General features: G+C 37.8%; 16 protein-coding genes and 3 tRNA genes. 11 read left to right on the forward strand and 8 right to left on the reverse strand.

Translation table 11 applies throughout. The features are described from left to right. The coding region (locus ABD892_RS15955) for a restriction endonuclease (RefSeq protein ID WP_345196904.1) at window positions 1-1,001 on the forward strand (1,001 nt) is incomplete at its 5' end. A gap of 107 nt (window positions 1,002-1,108) precedes the next feature. Here ABD892_RS15955 and ABD892_RS15960 read toward each other — a convergent pair. Continuing rightward, window positions 1,109-1,495: a hypothetical protein gene (locus ABD892_RS15960; protein ID WP_345196906.1), complete on the reverse strand. Its 387-nt coding sequence runs from the start codon at window positions 1,493-1,495 to the stop codon at window positions 1,109-1,111. Window positions 1,496-2,211: 716 nt separating this feature from the next. On the opposite strand from ABD892_RS15960, the gene ABD892_RS15965 reads away from it, so the two are divergent. Next, on the forward strand, window positions 2,212-3,684 hold the full coding sequence (locus ABD892_RS15965) for a tyrosine-type recombinase/integrase (RefSeq protein WP_345196907.1): 1,473 nt from the start codon (window positions 2,212-2,214) through the stop codon (window positions 3,682-3,684). Between the two features lie 131 nt (window positions 3,685-3,815). On the opposite strand, the gene ABD892_RS15970 is transcribed toward ABD892_RS15965, so the two are convergent. Then, window positions 3,816-4,178 carry a helix-turn-helix transcriptional regulator gene (locus ABD892_RS15970; RefSeq protein ID WP_345196908.1) on the reverse strand — a complete coding sequence of 121 codons (363 nt, stop codon included), beginning with the start codon at window positions 4,176-4,178 and terminating at the stop codon, window positions 3,816-3,818. A 734-nt stretch (window positions 4,179-4,912) separates the two neighbouring features. On the opposite strand from ABD892_RS15970, the gene ABD892_RS15975 reads away from it, so the two are divergent. Next, window positions 4,913-5,164 carry a hypothetical protein gene (locus tag ABD892_RS15975; protein ID WP_345196909.1) on the forward strand — a complete coding sequence of 84 codons (252 nt, stop codon included), beginning with the start codon at window positions 4,913-4,915 and terminating at the stop codon, window positions 5,162-5,164. A 53-nt stretch (window positions 5,165-5,217) separates the two neighbouring features. Here ABD892_RS15975 and ABD892_RS15980 read toward each other — a convergent pair whose 3' ends face one another. Beyond that, window positions 5,218-5,634 carry a hypothetical protein gene (locus ABD892_RS15980; protein WP_345196911.1) on the reverse strand — a complete coding sequence of 139 codons (417 nt, stop codon included), beginning with the start codon at window positions 5,632-5,634 and terminating at the stop codon, window positions 5,218-5,220. A gap of 548 nt (window positions 5,635-6,182) precedes the next feature. On the opposite strand from ABD892_RS15980, the gene ABD892_RS15985 reads away from it, so the two are divergent. The 7 genes from ABD892_RS15985 to ABD892_RS16015 all read left to right on the forward strand — a co-directional run bounded on the left by ABD892_RS15985 (window position 6,183) and on the right by ABD892_RS16015 (window position 13,605). Continuing rightward, window positions 6,183-6,752, forward strand: coding sequence for a plasmid mobilization protein (locus ABD892_RS15985; protein WP_345196912.1), 570 nt, complete (start codon window positions 6,183-6,185; stop codon window positions 6,750-6,752). After that, on the forward strand, window positions 6,749-8,725 hold the full coding sequence (gene traI, locus ABD892_RS15990) for a TraI/MobA(P) family conjugative relaxase (RefSeq protein WP_345196913.1): 1,977 nt from the start codon (window positions 6,749-6,751) through the stop codon (window positions 8,723-8,725). The genes ABD892_RS15985 and traI overlap by 4 nt, the downstream gene beginning before the upstream one ends. A gap of 123 nt (window positions 8,726-8,848) precedes the next feature. Beyond that, window positions 8,849-9,082: a hypothetical protein gene (locus tag ABD892_RS15995; RefSeq protein ID WP_345196914.1), complete on the forward strand. Its 234-nt coding sequence runs from the start codon at window positions 8,849-8,851 to the stop codon at window positions 9,080-9,082. A 3-nt stretch (window positions 9,083-9,085) separates the two neighbouring features. Further along, the gene (locus ABD892_RS16000; RefSeq protein ID WP_345196916.1) at window positions 9,086-9,991 is read left to right on the forward strand and encodes an AAA family ATPase; all 906 of its coding nucleotides are present in this window, start codon (window positions 9,086-9,088) and stop codon (window positions 9,989-9,991) included. Continuing rightward, window positions 9,969-10,865: a replication protein C, IncQ-type gene (repC, locus tag ABD892_RS16005; protein WP_345196917.1), complete on the forward strand. Its 897-nt coding sequence runs from the start codon at window positions 9,969-9,971 to the stop codon at window positions 10,863-10,865. The genes ABD892_RS16000 and repC overlap by 23 nt, the downstream gene beginning before the upstream one ends. Before the next feature lie 844 nt (window positions 10,866-11,709). Further along, entirely contained in the window at window positions 11,710-12,924 is a 1,215-nt protein-coding gene (locus ABD892_RS16010) for a DNA adenine methylase (RefSeq protein ID WP_345196918.1), read from the forward strand. 90 nt (window positions 12,925-13,014) lie between these two features. After that, window positions 13,015-13,605, forward strand: a complete 591-nt coding sequence (locus tag ABD892_RS16015) for a BglII/BstYI family type II restriction endonuclease (protein ID WP_345196919.1) — start codon at window positions 13,015-13,017, stop codon at window positions 13,603-13,605. A 486-nt stretch (window positions 13,606-14,091) separates the two neighbouring features. Here the strand turns inward: ABD892_RS16015 and ABD892_RS16020 are convergent. Next, a tRNA-Thr gene (locus ABD892_RS16020) sits at window positions 14,092-14,167 on the reverse strand. Between the two features lie 307 nt (window positions 14,168-14,474). Here ABD892_RS16020 and ABD892_RS16025 point away from each other — a divergent pair. Next, entirely contained in the window at window positions 14,475-14,654 is a 180-nt protein-coding gene (locus tag ABD892_RS16025) for a hypothetical protein (RefSeq protein ID WP_345196921.1), read from the forward strand. Between the two features lie 4 nt (window positions 14,655-14,658). Here ABD892_RS16025 and rhtB read toward each other — a convergent pair whose 3' ends face one another. From rhtB to ABD892_RS16045, 4 genes are all read right to left on the reverse strand, one after another. Then, a complete protein-coding gene (rhtB, locus tag ABD892_RS16030) occupies window positions 14,659-15,279 on the reverse strand; it encodes a homoserine/homoserine lactone efflux protein (RefSeq protein ID WP_345196922.1) in 621 nt (206 codons plus the stop codon). A gap of 138 nt (window positions 15,280-15,417) precedes the next feature. Further along, a tRNA-Leu gene (locus tag ABD892_RS16035) sits at window positions 15,418-15,503 on the reverse strand. 45 nt (window positions 15,504-15,548) lie between these two features. After that, window positions 15,549-15,634, reverse strand: a tRNA-Leu gene (locus tag ABD892_RS16040). 142 nt (window positions 15,635-15,776) lie between these two features. After that, window positions 15,777-16,640: an NAD(P)-binding domain-containing protein gene (locus tag ABD892_RS16045; RefSeq protein WP_345196923.1), complete on the reverse strand. Its 864-nt coding sequence runs from the start codon at window positions 16,638-16,640 to the stop codon at window positions 15,777-15,779. Window positions 16,641-16,728: the final 88 nt, after the last annotated feature.

Genomic DNA, 16,728 nt, shown 5'->3' on the forward strand with positions numbered 1-16,728 from the left:
ACCAGAATCAGTGTTCAAGACTTACCAGAATGGGTGTTCAAGAGTTACCAGAATCGGTGTTCAAGTTGTGCCAGAATACGCACGGCTGGAATGAGCTGGGTGATTTGCGCAACTACACGACAACCGATGCTATTCGTCAGGCCTATATCAAGCAGTGGGGCAATGCCAAACCGAGTCGTACCAGTAATGCTGTGGCCATTATCCGCAAGTTCCGGGACAGCATTCAATCTGGCCACATGACCATTACCTACAACCCGGAGCTGCGGGTTTACCATATCGGTGAAGATCTCGGTGATTACCAGTTCAGGGACGACAACAACCGAGTGGGAGAATACGCCAACGTCCGCCAGGTTAAATGGCTGGGGGATGTTCCCCGTGACACGCTGACTCAAAGCACCCGTAACTCACTGGGCTCAACACTGACGCTGTTTTCGCTGTCCAAACCGGTTATGTCTGAACTGCTGGCGGTGTTGCATGGTGATGTTCCTGAATCGCCCGAATCACCGGATGATGACGAAGCGCTGGTTCAGTTAAAAGACCAGACCATCGACCAGAGCCATGAGCTGATTAAAGATAAAATTCAGTCACTGCTGCCTGATGAAATGGAACAACTGGTTGCAGCCCTGCTTCGAGGCATGGGCTACCGCACGCGGGTATCACCCAAAGGTCCCGATCGTGGGGTGGATGTGTTTGCTTCCCCGGATGGTCTCGGCCTGACGCAACCGCGCATCAAGGTAGAAGTGAAGCACCGCTCAGGCAGCATGGGCTCACCGGCCATACGCGGCTTTCTCGGCGCATTGCGTGATGGCGACAGTGGTCTTTTCGTCAGTACCGGTGGATTCAGCAGAGAAGCCCGCTACGAAGCCGAGAGAGCCACGGTACCGCTCACCCTGATCGATATCGACGATCTGGCCAACCTGATTGTCATCCACTACGAGCAGTTTGATGTCGAGGGAAAAACCCTGCTGCCACTGGTGAAAATCTATTGGCCTGCGGAATGATGCCCGCAAATGGTGTTGTCATGGACGACGCATTATAGGCATTGCTGCTCTGGGTAATGCCGACGATGCTTATATTCTAAGATCAGAAGGTTGGTCAGAGTAGGGTCTCAGACCGGTGCTCGCATCATGAAAACACGATCATAACGGCTATTATCGTCTTTGAATGAAACATCCCGAAAGTGAAGGCCATCAGGAGTAGTAACAACATCCCCCTTTCGGGTTTTCAACTTAATCAAAAAGCTCACTCGGGCCGTTTGACGAGCTTCTCTGCGCCAATGCTGAACCCTGCCTTGCTCATCATCAAACCATCCCATAAAGCGGTATGCCACCTCTTCATTTTTTACTAAGTTGATATGCAGATTGTACATTTCCCCTATTTCCGGATCAGGGTATTTTCTCAGCATTTCCAGTTGCCATTGAGATAGGTTGCCTATTAATCCGGAAGGTGACGGCTTCCAATCAAATTTTATCGTCGCGTTGGCAGTATTTATCACGTGAAAAATCTACATCGTTTTAGCCCGGCGAATATATGTCTCAGGCTAGGTTGTTAGCAATTAATTACAGGCCATGTGCCATATGTGATTCCCATAAGGTATGGATTGCTGCGGTTTTTTCATTACTGTCTGGACGGGGAAATCATTGTTCGGGTGATATTGAAAACATCATTAAGAAATATTGATAAGTGTTTCCTGGTGGACAAGGTTTCAGCTGTCCGAAGGCGGAATTATTGACGGGGGGATTGGTGCAGTAACATGACGTACTGTCATTACTTGAAAAGACAGATTACTGCGCCCGGCTCAAGCATTTCATCAGTCGCTTTAAGACATAACAGTTCCAGTCCGACACGAACGGCGACCACTACGGCGACCAAAATCGCAGGCAATAAAAAAGGGTTAGTGACTATTAATCGCTAACCCTTTGATATTATTGGTGCCGGCTGAAGGAGTCGAACCCTCGACCTACTGATTACAAGTCAGTTGCTCTATATAATAATTATAATAAATCATATTTAAATAATATTAACGTATATTAGATAGGTCAAGTTAAACTAATAATATCAAATAGTTATAGAGTTTTATGCGTTTACATACGTTTGCATGCGTTTATAATGCGTTTCTAAAAAGGATGGGTAAAAGGGATGGGTAGAGTTGATATTTTGAAGTGGATAGGTAAAATCTGATAAATGCCCAGTGGGTGCTAAGGATATAGTATGTTCCCAGATGATATAAATGACCTGACTGACAACAAACTTTTTGACTTGTATAAGGACTTCTGTCAGCTGGGTAATAATAAAATTCGGAAGAGCTATAGTCTTGGAGGTAAGGGGGCTGGTAGCTTAAGTGTCGAAGTCAACATTTCAGGTGTTTATTTTTATTACAAATACAAAAAACTAAAACAGATTTTCACCTCGGCCATTGGGCAACATAATTTATTAAATCAAAATGAGAATGGAATATCACTACGGCAAGCTTTAAAAAGAGCGAAAACATATTCTGATCATAAGATTGCCGGTACTATAGATGATTATATACTTGGTCAAAAATTAGCAAAAAAAGAAAAAAAGGATAAGTTTGAGAAAGAGAAAAGGATAAAAAAAGAAGAAAAAACACACATGACGTTCAGACAATTCTTAGAATGGTACTTAAAATTTTTACTTCATAATAGAACAAAAAGTCACTGGGAAGATGTCACAAGCGCATTCAATAAATATATTTTCAGTAAAAAAAAATTTAATAGTATACTGAAAAAGAAAGCTTCAGATATTACATCAGATGATATATTAGCTATTATCAATGATGCTTATATTGACCATGATAAAGTTGCTAAGCCAATTATTAATAGGCTAAGGAGTTATTTACTGTCTTCTTTTTCAAAAGGTTTACAGGCAGATTATGATTACGAAAACAAGCCTGAGAAAATTATTGGTTTAAAATACAATCCTGTGTCATCGGTTCCTCGGAAAAAAAAGATAGAGGGAAAAGGAAAAGAGCAATTGACAGACCGTGAAATTTGGCTGTTATGGCACTATAGCATCAATACAATGGGTGAAAAGCTGGGGCGATTGGTGAGACTCTTATTATGTTTAGGTGGTGTTCGACAAGAACAGCTTTTACGAGCTGAATGGATAGATTTAGATATTGATTTTAAAATACCAAATATCATGATTTTAAATAAAAAAGGCCAAGGAAAAAATGACGACGATGAGTGGTATGCTGTTCCAATAAACGGTTTAGCTATGAATGAAATAATTGCATTGCAAGATAATTTTGAGGATTCAGATTTTCTTTTTCCTGAGCGAAAAAAAACTCCAGAAAAGCCGATGAGTAACAGTTTTGACAAACAGGTGAAAAGATTTAATGCTTTCATAAAAACAAACTTTGATACAAGTAAAGAAAAGGTTTTAATAGGCATGATAAGAGGGTCTGTGACAACCAGAATGACTGAAGCTAAATGTGATGAAAAAACAATCATGCGACTACAGGCGCATAAAACTAACGACGACGATAAAAACAGCGTGCATCATACTGTTTATAATAAATCACAATATTTGGAAGAGAAAATGACAGAGTCGAAAAAGTGGGGGAATTATTTAAAAAACATAATTAACAAAAAATATGAAGAGATTACGGATAGGCTTCCCGAAGATGCGCATGAAATGAAAAATATAAAAAACAAAATATAATATTACATTAAGTACCCAGCCATAAATAATCTCATTTTTATAGGCTACAGCCAGCAGAGCGAGGGCTGAGACGTTGAGAAAATTAATTACAGGCTCTCAAATTTAGGTCTGTATACTTATATGGTTTTTTATTACCATGTTCGCTTACCGTTGTTGTAGGCAATAATGTCAGATTTTTTCCATAATTTATTTTTTGAGGCTGTTGGATTAATTGGATGAGGAAATTCACCCTTTTCACGTAATTGTATAATCTGTTTTCTAGTTTTAACTCTGGTAGCATCCTGAACTTCTTTGTAAGTCATCAAATTCATATCTTGATTCAATAGTTTAGATTCAGTAGCTTTGTCGAACGCTAATTGTGTGACTAAAACCCTACCATCGTACTCAAGAAAGGTGATATTGTTCTCAATAAGAAACCTGAATACAAAAGACTCAGATGAAGTATCAAGCATTTTCATTAAATCAAGCATTGTAAATATTGTTTTTATTGTCATATTGCACACTTAGGCTATGTGCTTACACATTATAGTACATATTTTTAAAATGTTGACAAAGGTTTGAAAAATATAATTCCATTAAGTGATGAATTGGTTTCGGGTGTGTTACACAAAACTAATTACATGCTCCTCTTCCAAGCTCAATTAACTTATCAAAAATAGTGTTAATAACATTCGACCAAAAGTGCAAGACGGCTATGAAAAAATGACCGGTGAAATATCGGCCATGGACGACCGGGTAAACCGTTTACGTAAAACCATACCCGCAACAACACCGGAGCAGGCCAATGGACTGACCCACTGGAACATGGATTCGTCACAGTGATCATCAATGTGATACCGCGTCTCTGGAACACCATTGGCTTTATTGCGGACTGGATCGGACAGCCATTGGTCAACAATAAATAAGATCAATGATAAAATTGATAATGTTGACAAAGCTGAATTATCTATTACATTTTGTTCGCGGCTTGTTAATTCAGGATTGTGTACTTTTGTCCAAGTATAAAATACTGATCTAAAAACAAGCATGAAAAATAATAATTTGATCTTTCATTGAATTGTCGGTGGGCTACTATTGATTACCGTGTTTAATCCCTGAGGGTCTAATTCCCCGCTGCTTGCAGCGCTAAATACCCAACTGAACGAAACGAAAGTTGAGTAATAGTTGGGTCTGTTTTGATACCCTGCCCCTTGGGGCGGGGTTGTTCATTCAACATGGGTAATTCATAATGCTTAGTAATGAAGAACATGTGAGATTATTTGTCCTGATAAATGAAACAGTGAAAGAGGTTGCGTTAAAAGTGATGAAAATCTTAGAGTTGGAAAATGCAATGGCTTATGGGTATGAAGAAATGCGCGTCGGTTTCTGTTCAAATTTATTCAGGAGCATAATGTCAGAAATAGAGCACTTAAAATTCGATACTGAACGATTTACGATTGATCATCTGGAAAAGAACAAAAGAAAAAAAGATTGTGAATAAATGATGAACCCGCCGAGTGCGGGTTTTTATGCCATCAAATGAAAATCATGGAGTTAAAACCCTGCCCCTTCAAAATCCGCTGTTTTTATCTTAAACCTTTTTGCATAATTAATGGCTAGGTTTAAGTTTATAAACTGCTTCAACAAGGTACTTTTAGACGATACACTACCATCCAAGCAACGAACCTCATAGATTAAAAAAACATCATTTTTTGCAGTTTCTATATTTACTATCGTTTTTATAAAAGCTCTACCCCACCAGTCTTCAATCTCAGCTTTTGGCCTTTTATTATGCGCCCGAGCTTCGAACAGCTTTGGTAAGTGTGGATTAATAATAACTCCATCAATTGTTTGATTTTTATTACGTATACTGTAAGGTCTGTGGCCACTCCAGTATTCGTATTCTTCGTCTATAAAAGGCCAGTCTCCAGAAGTATTTAATTTTTCAAGAAGCACATAGTCACTATTCATATTATTCTCTCCTAATTTGGTTTTAAATTCTATTAAAGCACTTCAAAATTATAGCGTCTGTAATTATCAACGACTCTCCCTATATAAATAAGTAGGACAATTGTTTTGTATGCCAAAGAAAAATAATTACGTTATGAATCATAATACATTTTTTAAATTTATAGGGAAAAGCAAAAAATATATGTTTTTAATTTTGATGTCAGTTATCTGTTATATGGAATTAATTGGTACGTATCGACTTTAAGTTTTGAGTTCGATAAGTATTATGGCAGTACTACTTCTTTTGAGAACTAAATAGATACATAGCAATTTTGAGATATAAAATAATTTTGTTAATATATAAATGAAAAATATTATAAACAACCATTCTTAATTAAAAATTGGTGTAGGTGGACTGGATAGCGATTCTACACTACAGCCCTTACGGGCTTATGTGTAGACCGAAAAATACTCACTTCATTCGCATATTTTCTATCGCATCCAGTTCAGGGGTATACCCCCGAAACCCCCATAAGGATTATTTTTCAAAAAAAATAATAGGAATAATAATGAACAACAAGAGAGATAAATTTATATATTTATATGTTTGCGTTAAAGAAAAAAAACAAATATTAAGAAACTTTAAAAAATCTAATTTTAAAACACTCAGTGGTTATCTTCGTAACTCTTTCAATATTAATGATGTTGACGGAAAGCAAGCTAATTCTGGCGAAAGAGATATCATGTTGCGATTTAGAGTTAGCGATTTTGAGTATGAAGAAATAAAGAATACTGCACAATTATATAGGTACTCTATAAGTGAACTAGCAAGAAGAAGTGCATTGCATTTACCATATTCCATTGAAGATGTAGTCCCACCTGATAAACAGTCTTTATACAGAATCAACAAATGGCATGGATTACTGAAGTTACATTACAGTGAATTAGGAATTTATGCTGATTTAACAATGCAAATATTAAAAGAAATAGAAAGTATATCCCCTCAAAATATAACTACTTCACGAAACTTTTGTGAGATAGATAAATCAATGAGTTTGCTTAAGCGTCAAATTGATAAAAAAGAAAATACTTATCAAACATTAATAAATATTAAAAATAAAATTGGAGAAATAAAATGAACCCTATAATTTGCAAAAAAAGAAATGATGGTGAATCATCATTTAAAGAATTGATTGAATATATTGAAGAGGCTGAAAAAACAAATAATAAAGAGACTGTGAAATATAAAAACTTAATTGCTGATAATACAGACGATGCAATAAATATTATGCGAACAACAGCATCTTTTAATTCAAGAGTTAAAAACCCAATTGCACATCATATTTTGTCATGGCCTGAACACGAAAAACCTGATCCTGAAACTGTATTTGAAGCTGCGGATATGTATCTTGATAAAATGGGATATGGTAATCATCAGGCTGTTTATGCAATGCATTATAATACCGACAATATTCATGTACACATCGCTATTAATAAAGTGTATTACAATCACATAAACGAAAAAGCATCAAGTCACAATCCCTCATGGCCTATTAGCACAGCATCAAAAGCAGCAAGGGAAATTGAAATAGCACTGGGTTTTAGTCATGACAATGGTAACTATATAGTTGTACAAGATGATGATGGTAATAAATCAATAATTCGTAATCCTGATGTGTATGATAAAAGTCGTGATAACAATATAGATCGAAAAGCAGAAAGCTACGAAGTACAAACTGGCTGTCAGTCATTTCAATCCTACGTAAAAGATGATGCTGGAAAATATATGACAGAATATTTAAAACAAAATAATGATGCCACATGGCACGAATTTCACGAACAATTATCAAAGTTTAATTTAAAAATACAACCACAGAATTCTGGATTAGTAATTTCAGATATAAATAATGCAAATGATTTTGCAACAAAAGCAAGCTCGATGGGTCGTTATTTTTCAAAATCAAAATTAGAAAAAAGATTTGGTGAATATCAATACTTTGATGTGCCATATGAATATATAAAACCTGACCGAAAATACAACCCTGAAAGGATTGCACAAATACACAATACTGAATCAAGCGATAATCTAGAGAAACTAAAAGAAGATATTAATACAAAAAGCAAAAACAATATTAAATACACCCAGCGAGAAATTAATAGAGCAAAAAGATATGAAGAAAGGAATAAACTTCATACTGCCTACAAACAAGAAAAAAACATGCACTACAAAGCTGTAAAACAGGAAAAAAACAAAGCATGGAACAACCAGCGAACAATAGAAAAACAACGCTACAAGCAGTTTAAAGACAGAAGACGAATAGAGTTCAATAATAAAAAGAAACAAGCTGGTAGACTTCCAAAAGACAAATATCAGTTACTACGTAGTGAACATGCTTTCGAGACAGCAAAGCTAAAGCAAGAGCTAAACGAGCTACGCAATAGAGAGCGCAATGAACTAAAGAGAAAGTACGCTGATACACGTTTCAAAAGCTGGCCTGAATGGGTAGCAGAACACGCTAAAAACAAAGGCTCAGAGCATCATAAAGCCGCTGTAAGTGCAGAGAGAGGTATACGCTATAGAGAAGGCAGAGAGCAGAAAAACACACTGCAAACAACTGGAGGATGGCAACCAGTAAACATAAAAGAATACACAAAAGACAATGATGTATTCAAGGACATTACTTATGAGTACTCAGATAAAATAGGATTGGAATTCAAAAGAAAAGAAAAAACTATCTTTACTGATCATGGCTCGAACATTCGCTTTCCGCCGTCAAGCGAAGATAAGGATATAGAAGCTGCTTTGTTATTAGCACAGGAAAAATTCGGAACAATAAAATTACAAGGTTTCGATGGGTTCAAATTGAAAGCATGTTTCTTCGCTGTCAAACATAATATAAAAATCACAAACGAAGAAATGCAGGACTATATACAAGAGCTAAGAGATAATCAGAAAAAACAAGAAAAATTGAAGCTTGAACACAAACCCCAGCAACAACCAGAACAACAACAAAAGTCTGATTTTGAAGAAATGTATAAGAATGCAAGAACACAGGTAGAGCGAAGAAAGCATAATGAGAAAAATGAAAGGGATGATGAGCTATGGCCGTAACCAATAAAAATTTTTTTCAGTTGTTTTTGAAAATATTTATGGACGTTTTTAAAAACGTATTATAATTGTAATCGTCCAGGAATTAAGTTGGATAAAAGTTAACAATAAATAAGGATGATGATTATGATTCGCGATCACTTAAAAGATGTACAACCAAATATTGGTAAAATAAAAACAATTGACATTGTTAAAGAACATATAAAAGAGTTGTATGAGTTAAAAAATAAGAAATATACATACGAACAACTTCATAAAGCTTTCATTAAAGAGACAGGTCGTAAAATTAAAATAAATACTTTTAAAACATATTATAAGTTGATGAAAATTGAAGTTTTAGGCACAAAGGAGAAGGGATGATATATGGCATTTATAGACTTATATAAAACTGCAAAAAATCCACCTGAAAAGCTAGAAAGCTATCTTCCAGCATTAATTAGACAAGGGAGTTATACAGCAACATTTTCAGGTGGATCGGGAAAAGGAAAGTCGAGTCTAATTGGGCAGTTAGCACTGGAGCTTTGCGGTTATCCAGAGTCTCTTTCAACCGGATTAAGGTTAAATAAAGATGATGCTAAAATAACTTACTTACCGGCAGAAGATCCGGAAATTGTATTACAACATAGATTTCATTATTTATTAAATAGATTAAATGATGATCAGCTAAAAAGGGTGCTATCTAACTTTAGTGTCGATAATCTCATGGAAGAAAGACCGAATATTTGTGAAAAAAAATGGATTGATAGATTGCATGGAGTTGCGCAGAAAAATGACATAATCATCTGTGATACAGCTAGAAGATTTCATGACAAAAAAGAAGAAGATAATACCGAAATGAATTACGTTTTGAACTGCATGACAGATGTTATTAAAAACACAAATTGTATCTTAATGGTTGTTGGCCATATTACTAAAGAGGCAGGTAAAAATAAGGATGTGATAAATGACCAGTACAGTTCAAGAGGAGGTAGTGTAATAGTTGACAACTCCAAGTGGAATACTGTTTTAACTTCTTGCACTCCAAAGCTACTTGATTATTATTTTGGTGTTAAAAATATCAGTGAAAAAGAAGCTGAAGACTATATTGTAATCGGTGGTAGTAAAACCAATTTTGGTAAATTTAATAATGTTTTATTAAAACGTATTAATTCCAGAAACCCTGACATTCATGGATGTCATTTTGAGCGAATAAGAGTTCCATTTATGATAAACATTGAAAATAAAAACGAAAAAAAAGGAAGAGTTTATGGTAGGCAAAAATCAAAATAATAATTTTGTAGTTAGTAATAATACATTTATGAGCCCTGAGATAAATTTAGCTAATATATTCACTCCTCTAAAAAAGGGTGATAGGTCAAAGTTGAAACTTGATAAAACAAAAGTATTTAATAATGTTGAAATGAAGTTTACATGCTTTGAACCACTTTCTGTTGATGATCACAAACTTTTTATTTCAATTTTAAATTTCTGTAGTGATAGAAGTGTTGGAATTGAAATTGACAATAGTTCTAGCAATGAAATTGCATTAATACTAAAAAACGAAATTTTTTCCGAAAAAAATATTGGTGAAACCTCTGTAGAGGATTCTCTTGTATATATGTCATGTTTTAAATCTGATATTATGAACGCTACAGGATACTCAGGTGGAAAAAACTATATTTATTTTGACATTATTATAGAGAGATTGTCTAGTGTTAATATAATAGTTAAGGAGCTGGTAACTAAAAAAAAATATAATATGCAATTGCTCTCATTTTATGAAGATGTTAAAACAGGAAAAATATGTATCGCTATTAACACAAAAAGTGCTAATGCGATTCTTGGTGGTCAATATTCACACATAAATCAAGCAGATTATTTATCTTTAGAGGATAATATTGAAAAGCTGATGTATACATATCTTTGTTCGTATGTTCCTCAAAGAAATGGCAAAGGAAAAAAAAGTTATTACGAAAGAAAATCTAAAATAGTTAGTTTGCTTGAAAAGTTTTATCCAGATATAAATCATTTGAGCAGAAATACGCTTAATTCCTATTGCAGAAAAACAATAGCATTGCTTAATAAGATAAATAAATTTGAAAAATGGAATGTACAGATTAAAGGGAAAGGTGCTAACGCATTAGTAATATTCAATAGAGAATAATTACTTTAAAATTAACCATTGGACTAACTACCACAATATGTCGGACTAACTATAACAATGCGTCGGACTAACTAGCACTTAACACTGCTGTCAAAAACTGCCATTAAGCCTATGAGATAAGGGTTTTTAATATCTCACATATCTCCCTATTAAATATTAATAAATATTTAATAAATAAAATAAGCAAGATTATTGCTCGTTTTGTTTTTAAAGATATGGATGCATTATTATCTTTGAATTCAATTACATACAAACAATAGATTGTTTGTGTTGATTGAGTTACAAAATATCGAAGTTTGTAAAATCATTAGAATTCAATATTATCAATATCTATATACAGGTAATTTCTGTTTTTGTGCTTGAATAGCAATTATCTATTTTTCAGGTTGGAAGTTAAACTCACCATTTCAAAATATAAACTAACAAGTCAAATTTGCATAAAATATTTATAAATTGTTAATTAACAATAATAAAAACACATAATTTTCAGGTACTGTCGCCACTCATGATAAAAGTTTTATGTTTAGACAATAAAACCCGTATCCTGATCGCATTTCTGCTTATTATAGTTACGCTGATAGTTGTTTTTCCTACTTGCTTTAAGTCACCATATCCTTCAACATATGTTATGTAACATAACATATGTGGTACAGGTATGGCAGTAGGTAATAGTGGAAGGTTAGTTATAGAGTTAGACCCTGAGTTGAAACTTCAGATTAGGAGAGCGTTAAAGGAGAGAGGTCTTACGATGAAGGAGTGGTTGTTGGTGCAAGTACACAAGGATTTGATCAATAGTAAAAATATCGCTGACGGTAAGCGTTCAGCTCTCTAATTGGGTAATTACATGTTAACCGATACCTTACGGCCAAATCTTTTAGAATCTCATGAATATCCCCATTACATTAAGTATATGGGTTCAAAAACGAAAATTATGGACTTCGTGATTAGTGGGATAAATGAGGTATATGCAGGAGGCGCTGTTTTAGACTTATTTGCTGGTAGTGCGAGTTTGTCTGGTGCATTACGTGACCAAGTACAGGTACACTCCAATGATATTCAGGAGTACAGTTCAGTTTTAGCGAAAGCTTACCTCACAGCATATAAAGATAAAAGTACACCTACATCCTATATGATTCTGCAAAAGGCTGAACATATTGTAAACAAGCATTTGCATTTGATTTCTGATGAATTGCAATACAACGATATCGAAACGCTTAAACACTTTAATGATGTTGAAGAAAATAATAGAAAGCTTATTAACAATGATTTCACTAATGATTATCACTTGTTTACAAAAAATTATTCCGGTACGTGGTGGACGGCTCAGCAGTGTCTTTGGATCGATGCTTTAAGAGAAGTTGCAGATGAATATAAAGGTAAGCCATCATACTCGATAATACTTGCCAGCTTAATGTATGCAATGGCATACACAAGCCAAGGTACTGGTCATTACGCACAGTATAGAGACGCTAAAAACATTAAGTCCATGAAGGATATAATGATCTATCGACGCAGGGATATAAGGCATTATTTCTCCAGAAAGTATAATGATGCTTTACTGGATGTCCCGTCATTCATGAACAAGCAGCAGCACATTATTACATCACTTGATTTCGTAGATTGTCTTAGTGTTTTCTCTGGTGGTACTGTCTACGCTGACCCCCCGTACTGCTTTGTTCATTACAGCCGTTTCTATCACGCACTAGAAACGCTTGTTAAATACGATTACCCAGAACTACAGGTTAAAAGTGGTAAGTTGGTTAAAGGAAGATATAGAGAAAATAGGCACCAATCGCCGTTTTGTATTCGAACAAAAGTGAGTCAAGCTTTTAAAGATATGTTTGAAGGCGTAAAAAGCACAGGCAGTAACTTGGTGCTTAGCTATAGTAAAAATGGCATGATTGAAATCGAAGCAGTAGAGGCTATAGCCTTAGATGTTTTTGGGGCAGCTTATGCATTGGACATGGTTTCAACTGACTATAAGCATATGACCCTTGGTAGGCAAGGAGACCGACACAGAGATGTCCAAGAATGTCTGATCCTAGCTAAACGAAAGTAAAGCATGGAAGGGGGCTCATGTGCCCCACTTCCTCCAAAATTTTTACGGTGATACTATCCGGCAGTCGTATAATATGAACTGGATAGTATTGTGAGCACCGAACTTTTACCCGCAGGAATTAGAGACAAGTACGAGATTCATGAACGTAAGCATGCTTGCGCAATCCTAAGGCACGACTTTCCTAATGAGTGGCGAGATATCATTGATGTATTGACTGCCTTTGAGCTTAGAAAAAGCTACATAACAACACCGGGAGGTCGTAAATCTCAGGTTTCTGAGTTTATAGATGGTTTTCTGTACGATAGGGAGTGGGAAGAGAAGCACTTTGGTATCAAAATCGTTGCTGATGGATTAGAGATGGATTCACCTACTCACGATATAGACTGTTATCGTAATAGGATTGCCCTTGAGATCGAGTGGAATAATAAAGACCCCTTTTATGATAGAGATCTGAATAACTTCCGGCTTTTACATGATCTTAATGTTGTCAGTGTAGGGGTTATCATCACGAGATGCACCGAATTGCAGAGTATTTTCAAAAGCCTTGGCCGAGGAGCATCGTACGGTACAAGCACTACACATCTAGGTAAGCTACTGCCTAAAGTCAATGGTGGTGGCAGTGGAGGTTGCCCCTTACTGATTTTTGGTATTTCTCCTTCCCTATACAATCCTAATGCTTAATGTTGAGTGATTCTCACGATTTCCCCCTTGTTAAGGCAAGGGGGTAGTGTATCTTCATTTTAGTATGGAAATTATTTCTTTTGGCGGCTCTAAGCCATAAACGTCATTATATCTATCATGTCAATATCATCTTAAATGACATAGTTACTAATTCAATTACGTCTTATTGTAATTATATAAAAGACAATGGACGCTTTATTGCTGAACTATTTCTTAAAATCTTATTATTGTACTTAAAGCATTTCAGGTCTAATGCTGTCTGAGTTTTCTGTAACCAAGTCTAAAAGTCCCTCAAAGCCTTCAATGCTGCATGCGTAAGGCTTACTTACGGAAATGAGAAATATTTAAACGGGGCATCAGTGGCTCAGCCAATGCTTATATAGTCGAGGGACGGGTAAAAGGGATGGGTAAGATTCTATATCGAGTAAACAAAAAAGCCCAGTTGTGTTTACTGGGCTTTTAAGTGCTTGTTATACAAGGCTTTTTTGGTGCCGGCTGAAGGAGTCGAACCCTCGACCTACTGATTACAAGTCAGTTGCTCTACCAACTGAGCTAAGCCGGCCAGACGCAGCGAATAATATGGATGACTCCGGTTTTTGTCAACACTATTTCTCACCTTTGCGCTGTTCTGCCTCAGGGACACATTTCCGGGGCTTGAACCACTACGACGATAGTAGGATTCGACCAAGGTATAACCTACAGAAACCCCTTTATTTACAGGCTTTTTCTGCGGTGGCGACTAAGGTGGCATACCGTCATTCAGTTCACTCTCTTATCCTGAGTACTCGTAGTTGTTCAGCAGTCGCTGAGGCAAGTTCCAACGTTGAAAGCAGTATCTTTCGCCGGGAAAAGTCAGCAGGGAGGATGACGTGATGAAGAAGAAAGCCAAACAGGTTATGCCGGATAATATGGTGATGTCGATTCTTGTGGATTTCTGCGGTGGCTATGTGTTGCCTTCCCCGCACTGCTGGCAGATGCTGTCCTGGAAAAAGAAAAAGTCCGCGGACAGCGCCAGTAATCCAGTGCCGATGTTTTCGAAGAAGAAATAGTCTCTCAGGCTTTCCAGCTGGCCAATAGACCACCGGCGCCAATGAAGAGGCTGCCAAACAACCGGTTTTGCAGAATCAAATGTTTCCGGGTGCTGACGAAGTTTTGCAGCTGACCGGCCAGCAGTGCAAAACCGACCATCACGATCATATCCACCGTAATCATGGTAATTGTCAGCAGGGAAATCTGCGGTACGGCAGGTTGGCTGGGATCAATAAACTGCGGCAGCAGGGCGCCAAGAAAGACGATGGCCTTTGGGTTGGTCAAGTTAACCAGCACCGCTTTCAGCAGTTGAGGCTTGAGTTTCCAGGTTAAAGCATTGGTCTTGATGTGGGCAGGTTCTGGTGATTCCCGCCATTTTTGAATGCCGAGCCATATCAGGTAGGCAACACCAACCCATTTGATAACCGTGAAGGCATGTTCTGATGCTGCCAGCAGGGCGCCGAGACCGATGGAGATAACCAGAATGTGAATCAGCAGGCCAACCTGTAATCCCAGTATGGAGGGCAGGGTTTTTATCAGCCCAAAACGGCTGGCGCTGCTCATGGTGTTGATGGCGCCGGCGCCGGGAGAAATACTGACCAATATGCAGGCCGTGAGGAAGCCAAGCCAGGTTGCTAATGTCATGGTAATCAATGCCAGATAGCAAAAGTATTAAGGGTTAGGTGCTAAATATAGCGCTGTTGCGTACGGGAGTATGCAATAGAAGAAAGGAATTTGGTGATGCTAAGAAAAGAATATATTTCTGGGAGAATTTCTAAGTAATGGTGCCCAGGGCGAGACTCGAACTCGCACGTCCTGAGGACACTGCCACCTGAAGACAGCGTGTCTACCAATTCCACCACCTGGGCGGCACCATTTTTGAAGCGGTGAGCTTCATTTGGTCTCTGGGTTGTTGGTGCCGAGAGCGAGACTCGAACTCGCACGTCCATAGGACACTGCCACCTGAAGACAGCGTGTCTACCAATTCCACCACCTCGGCGAAACCCAGACCTTGCTGTGAGTGCGTCCCCTCAGCAAGTGCGGCGCATATTAGAGATTACGTTTTTGAGTGTCAACTCTCGAAAAGTGATTTTTTTGAGAGTTGCGGAAATTACAGTGAAACCTGTGGTTTGACCGATGCGTTAGCTGAGCGACAGGGGCATGTCCCGGTAGTTGTCGGGAAAGTTGCGACGATGTTGCCCCAGTTTTCGGTACAGTGTTTCCAGGGCGCTGATATCGGAAGCCGTGCCGGCCAGTCTTGCCAGAAGCGGCATTATGGTGAAATTGCGTTCCTGATAATCCAGTAATTGCCCTGATGCGATTGCCTCCTTCGAATAGGGATATTTTGCATGTTGGCAGGCTGCCAGCATTTGTCGGTTGGAGGGTAACGTTGTCTCACCTGAAAAAACGCTGGCGACATATCGTGCCTGGTGGAACATGAGGTGGCTGGAAGGCCCTTTGTTTGGCAGACCAATGAAGGCTAGTTCAGGTAAAAGAGGACAAAAAATATCCATATACAGTGGCCCTACATTGCGTCCGGTGTTTTTGATCAGACTGGCAAGAGAGCCACTGATGAATGGGAAATGATACTGGTAGCCAGTACAGAGAATAATACTGTCAATATTATTCAGTATCTCGCCATCACGGAGTCTGATGGTCCGGTTATCACAGCTCTCAATGAGGGCATGTTGGGTAATATTGTGACCGCTACCGTAACGCCCTTGACGTAATGGTGATATAGCGTTGTCGTCGGGACGACGACACTGGTAGACACGCTGGGCCTCAGGACTCAATGCCTTACAGATATCTTCCGCTGAACTTCCCGCGCCTACGACGATGACATTCTGGCCATAAAAATACTGAGGTTCTCGATAATAGAGGCTATGAGTCAGATGACCGTCGTAAGCCGAGAAATCGGGTGCTGTGGGCATGTAAGGCTTGTGGAAGTGACCATTACATACGACGACCGCATCATATTGGTTGCACGATAAATGATAGGTTTGGATATCACGAACCTTAACTCCCGCTTAACGATCTGAAGAAGTAAGGCTAAATTGAATGAAGAGAGCGTCCCCTGTGCTCTTCAGGCAAAAT

It is taken from the genome of Kistimonas scapharcae, assembly GCF_039540975.1.
Taxonomy (GTDB): Bacteria; Pseudomonadota; Gammaproteobacteria; order Pseudomonadales; family Endozoicomonadaceae; genus Kistimonas; species Kistimonas scapharcae.

Bases quoted from the DNA above. Each gene is read 5' to 3' on its own strand.
- ABD892_RS15965 (WP_345196907.1), top strand. From the start codon at position 2,212: ATGTTCCCAGATGATATAAATGACCTGACTGACAACAAACTTTTTGAC.
- ABD892_RS15970 (WP_345196908.1), bottom strand. From the start codon at position 4,178: ATGACAATAAAAACAATATTTACAATGCTTGATTTAATGAAAATGCTT.
- ABD892_RS15975 (WP_345196909.1), top strand. From the start codon at position 4,913: ATGCTTAGTAATGAAGAACATGTGAGATTATTTGTCCTGATAAATGAA.
- ABD892_RS15980 (WP_345196911.1), bottom strand. From the start codon at position 5,634: ATGAATAGTGACTATGTGCTTCTTGAAAAATTAAATACTTCTGGAGAC.
- ABD892_RS15985 (WP_345196912.1), top strand. From the start codon at position 6,183: ATGAACAACAAGAGAGATAAATTTATATATTTATATGTTTGCGTTAAA.
- traI (WP_345196913.1), top strand. From the start codon at position 6,749: ATGAACCCTATAATTTGCAAAAAAAGAAATGATGGTGAATCATCATTT.
- ABD892_RS15995 (WP_345196914.1), top strand. From the start codon at position 8,849: ATGATTCGCGATCACTTAAAAGATGTACAACCAAATATTGGTAAAATA.
- ABD892_RS16000 (WP_345196916.1), top strand. From the start codon at position 9,086: ATGGCATTTATAGACTTATATAAAACTGCAAAAAATCCACCTGAAAAG.
- repC (WP_345196917.1), top strand. From the start codon at position 9,969: ATGGTAGGCAAAAATCAAAATAATAATTTTGTAGTTAGTAATAATACA.
- ABD892_RS16010 (WP_345196918.1), top strand. From the start codon at position 11,710: ATGTTAACCGATACCTTACGGCCAAATCTTTTAGAATCTCATGAATAT.
- rhtB (WP_345196922.1), bottom strand. From the start codon at position 15,279: ATGACATTAGCAACCTGGCTTGGCTTCCTCACGGCCTGCATATTGGTC.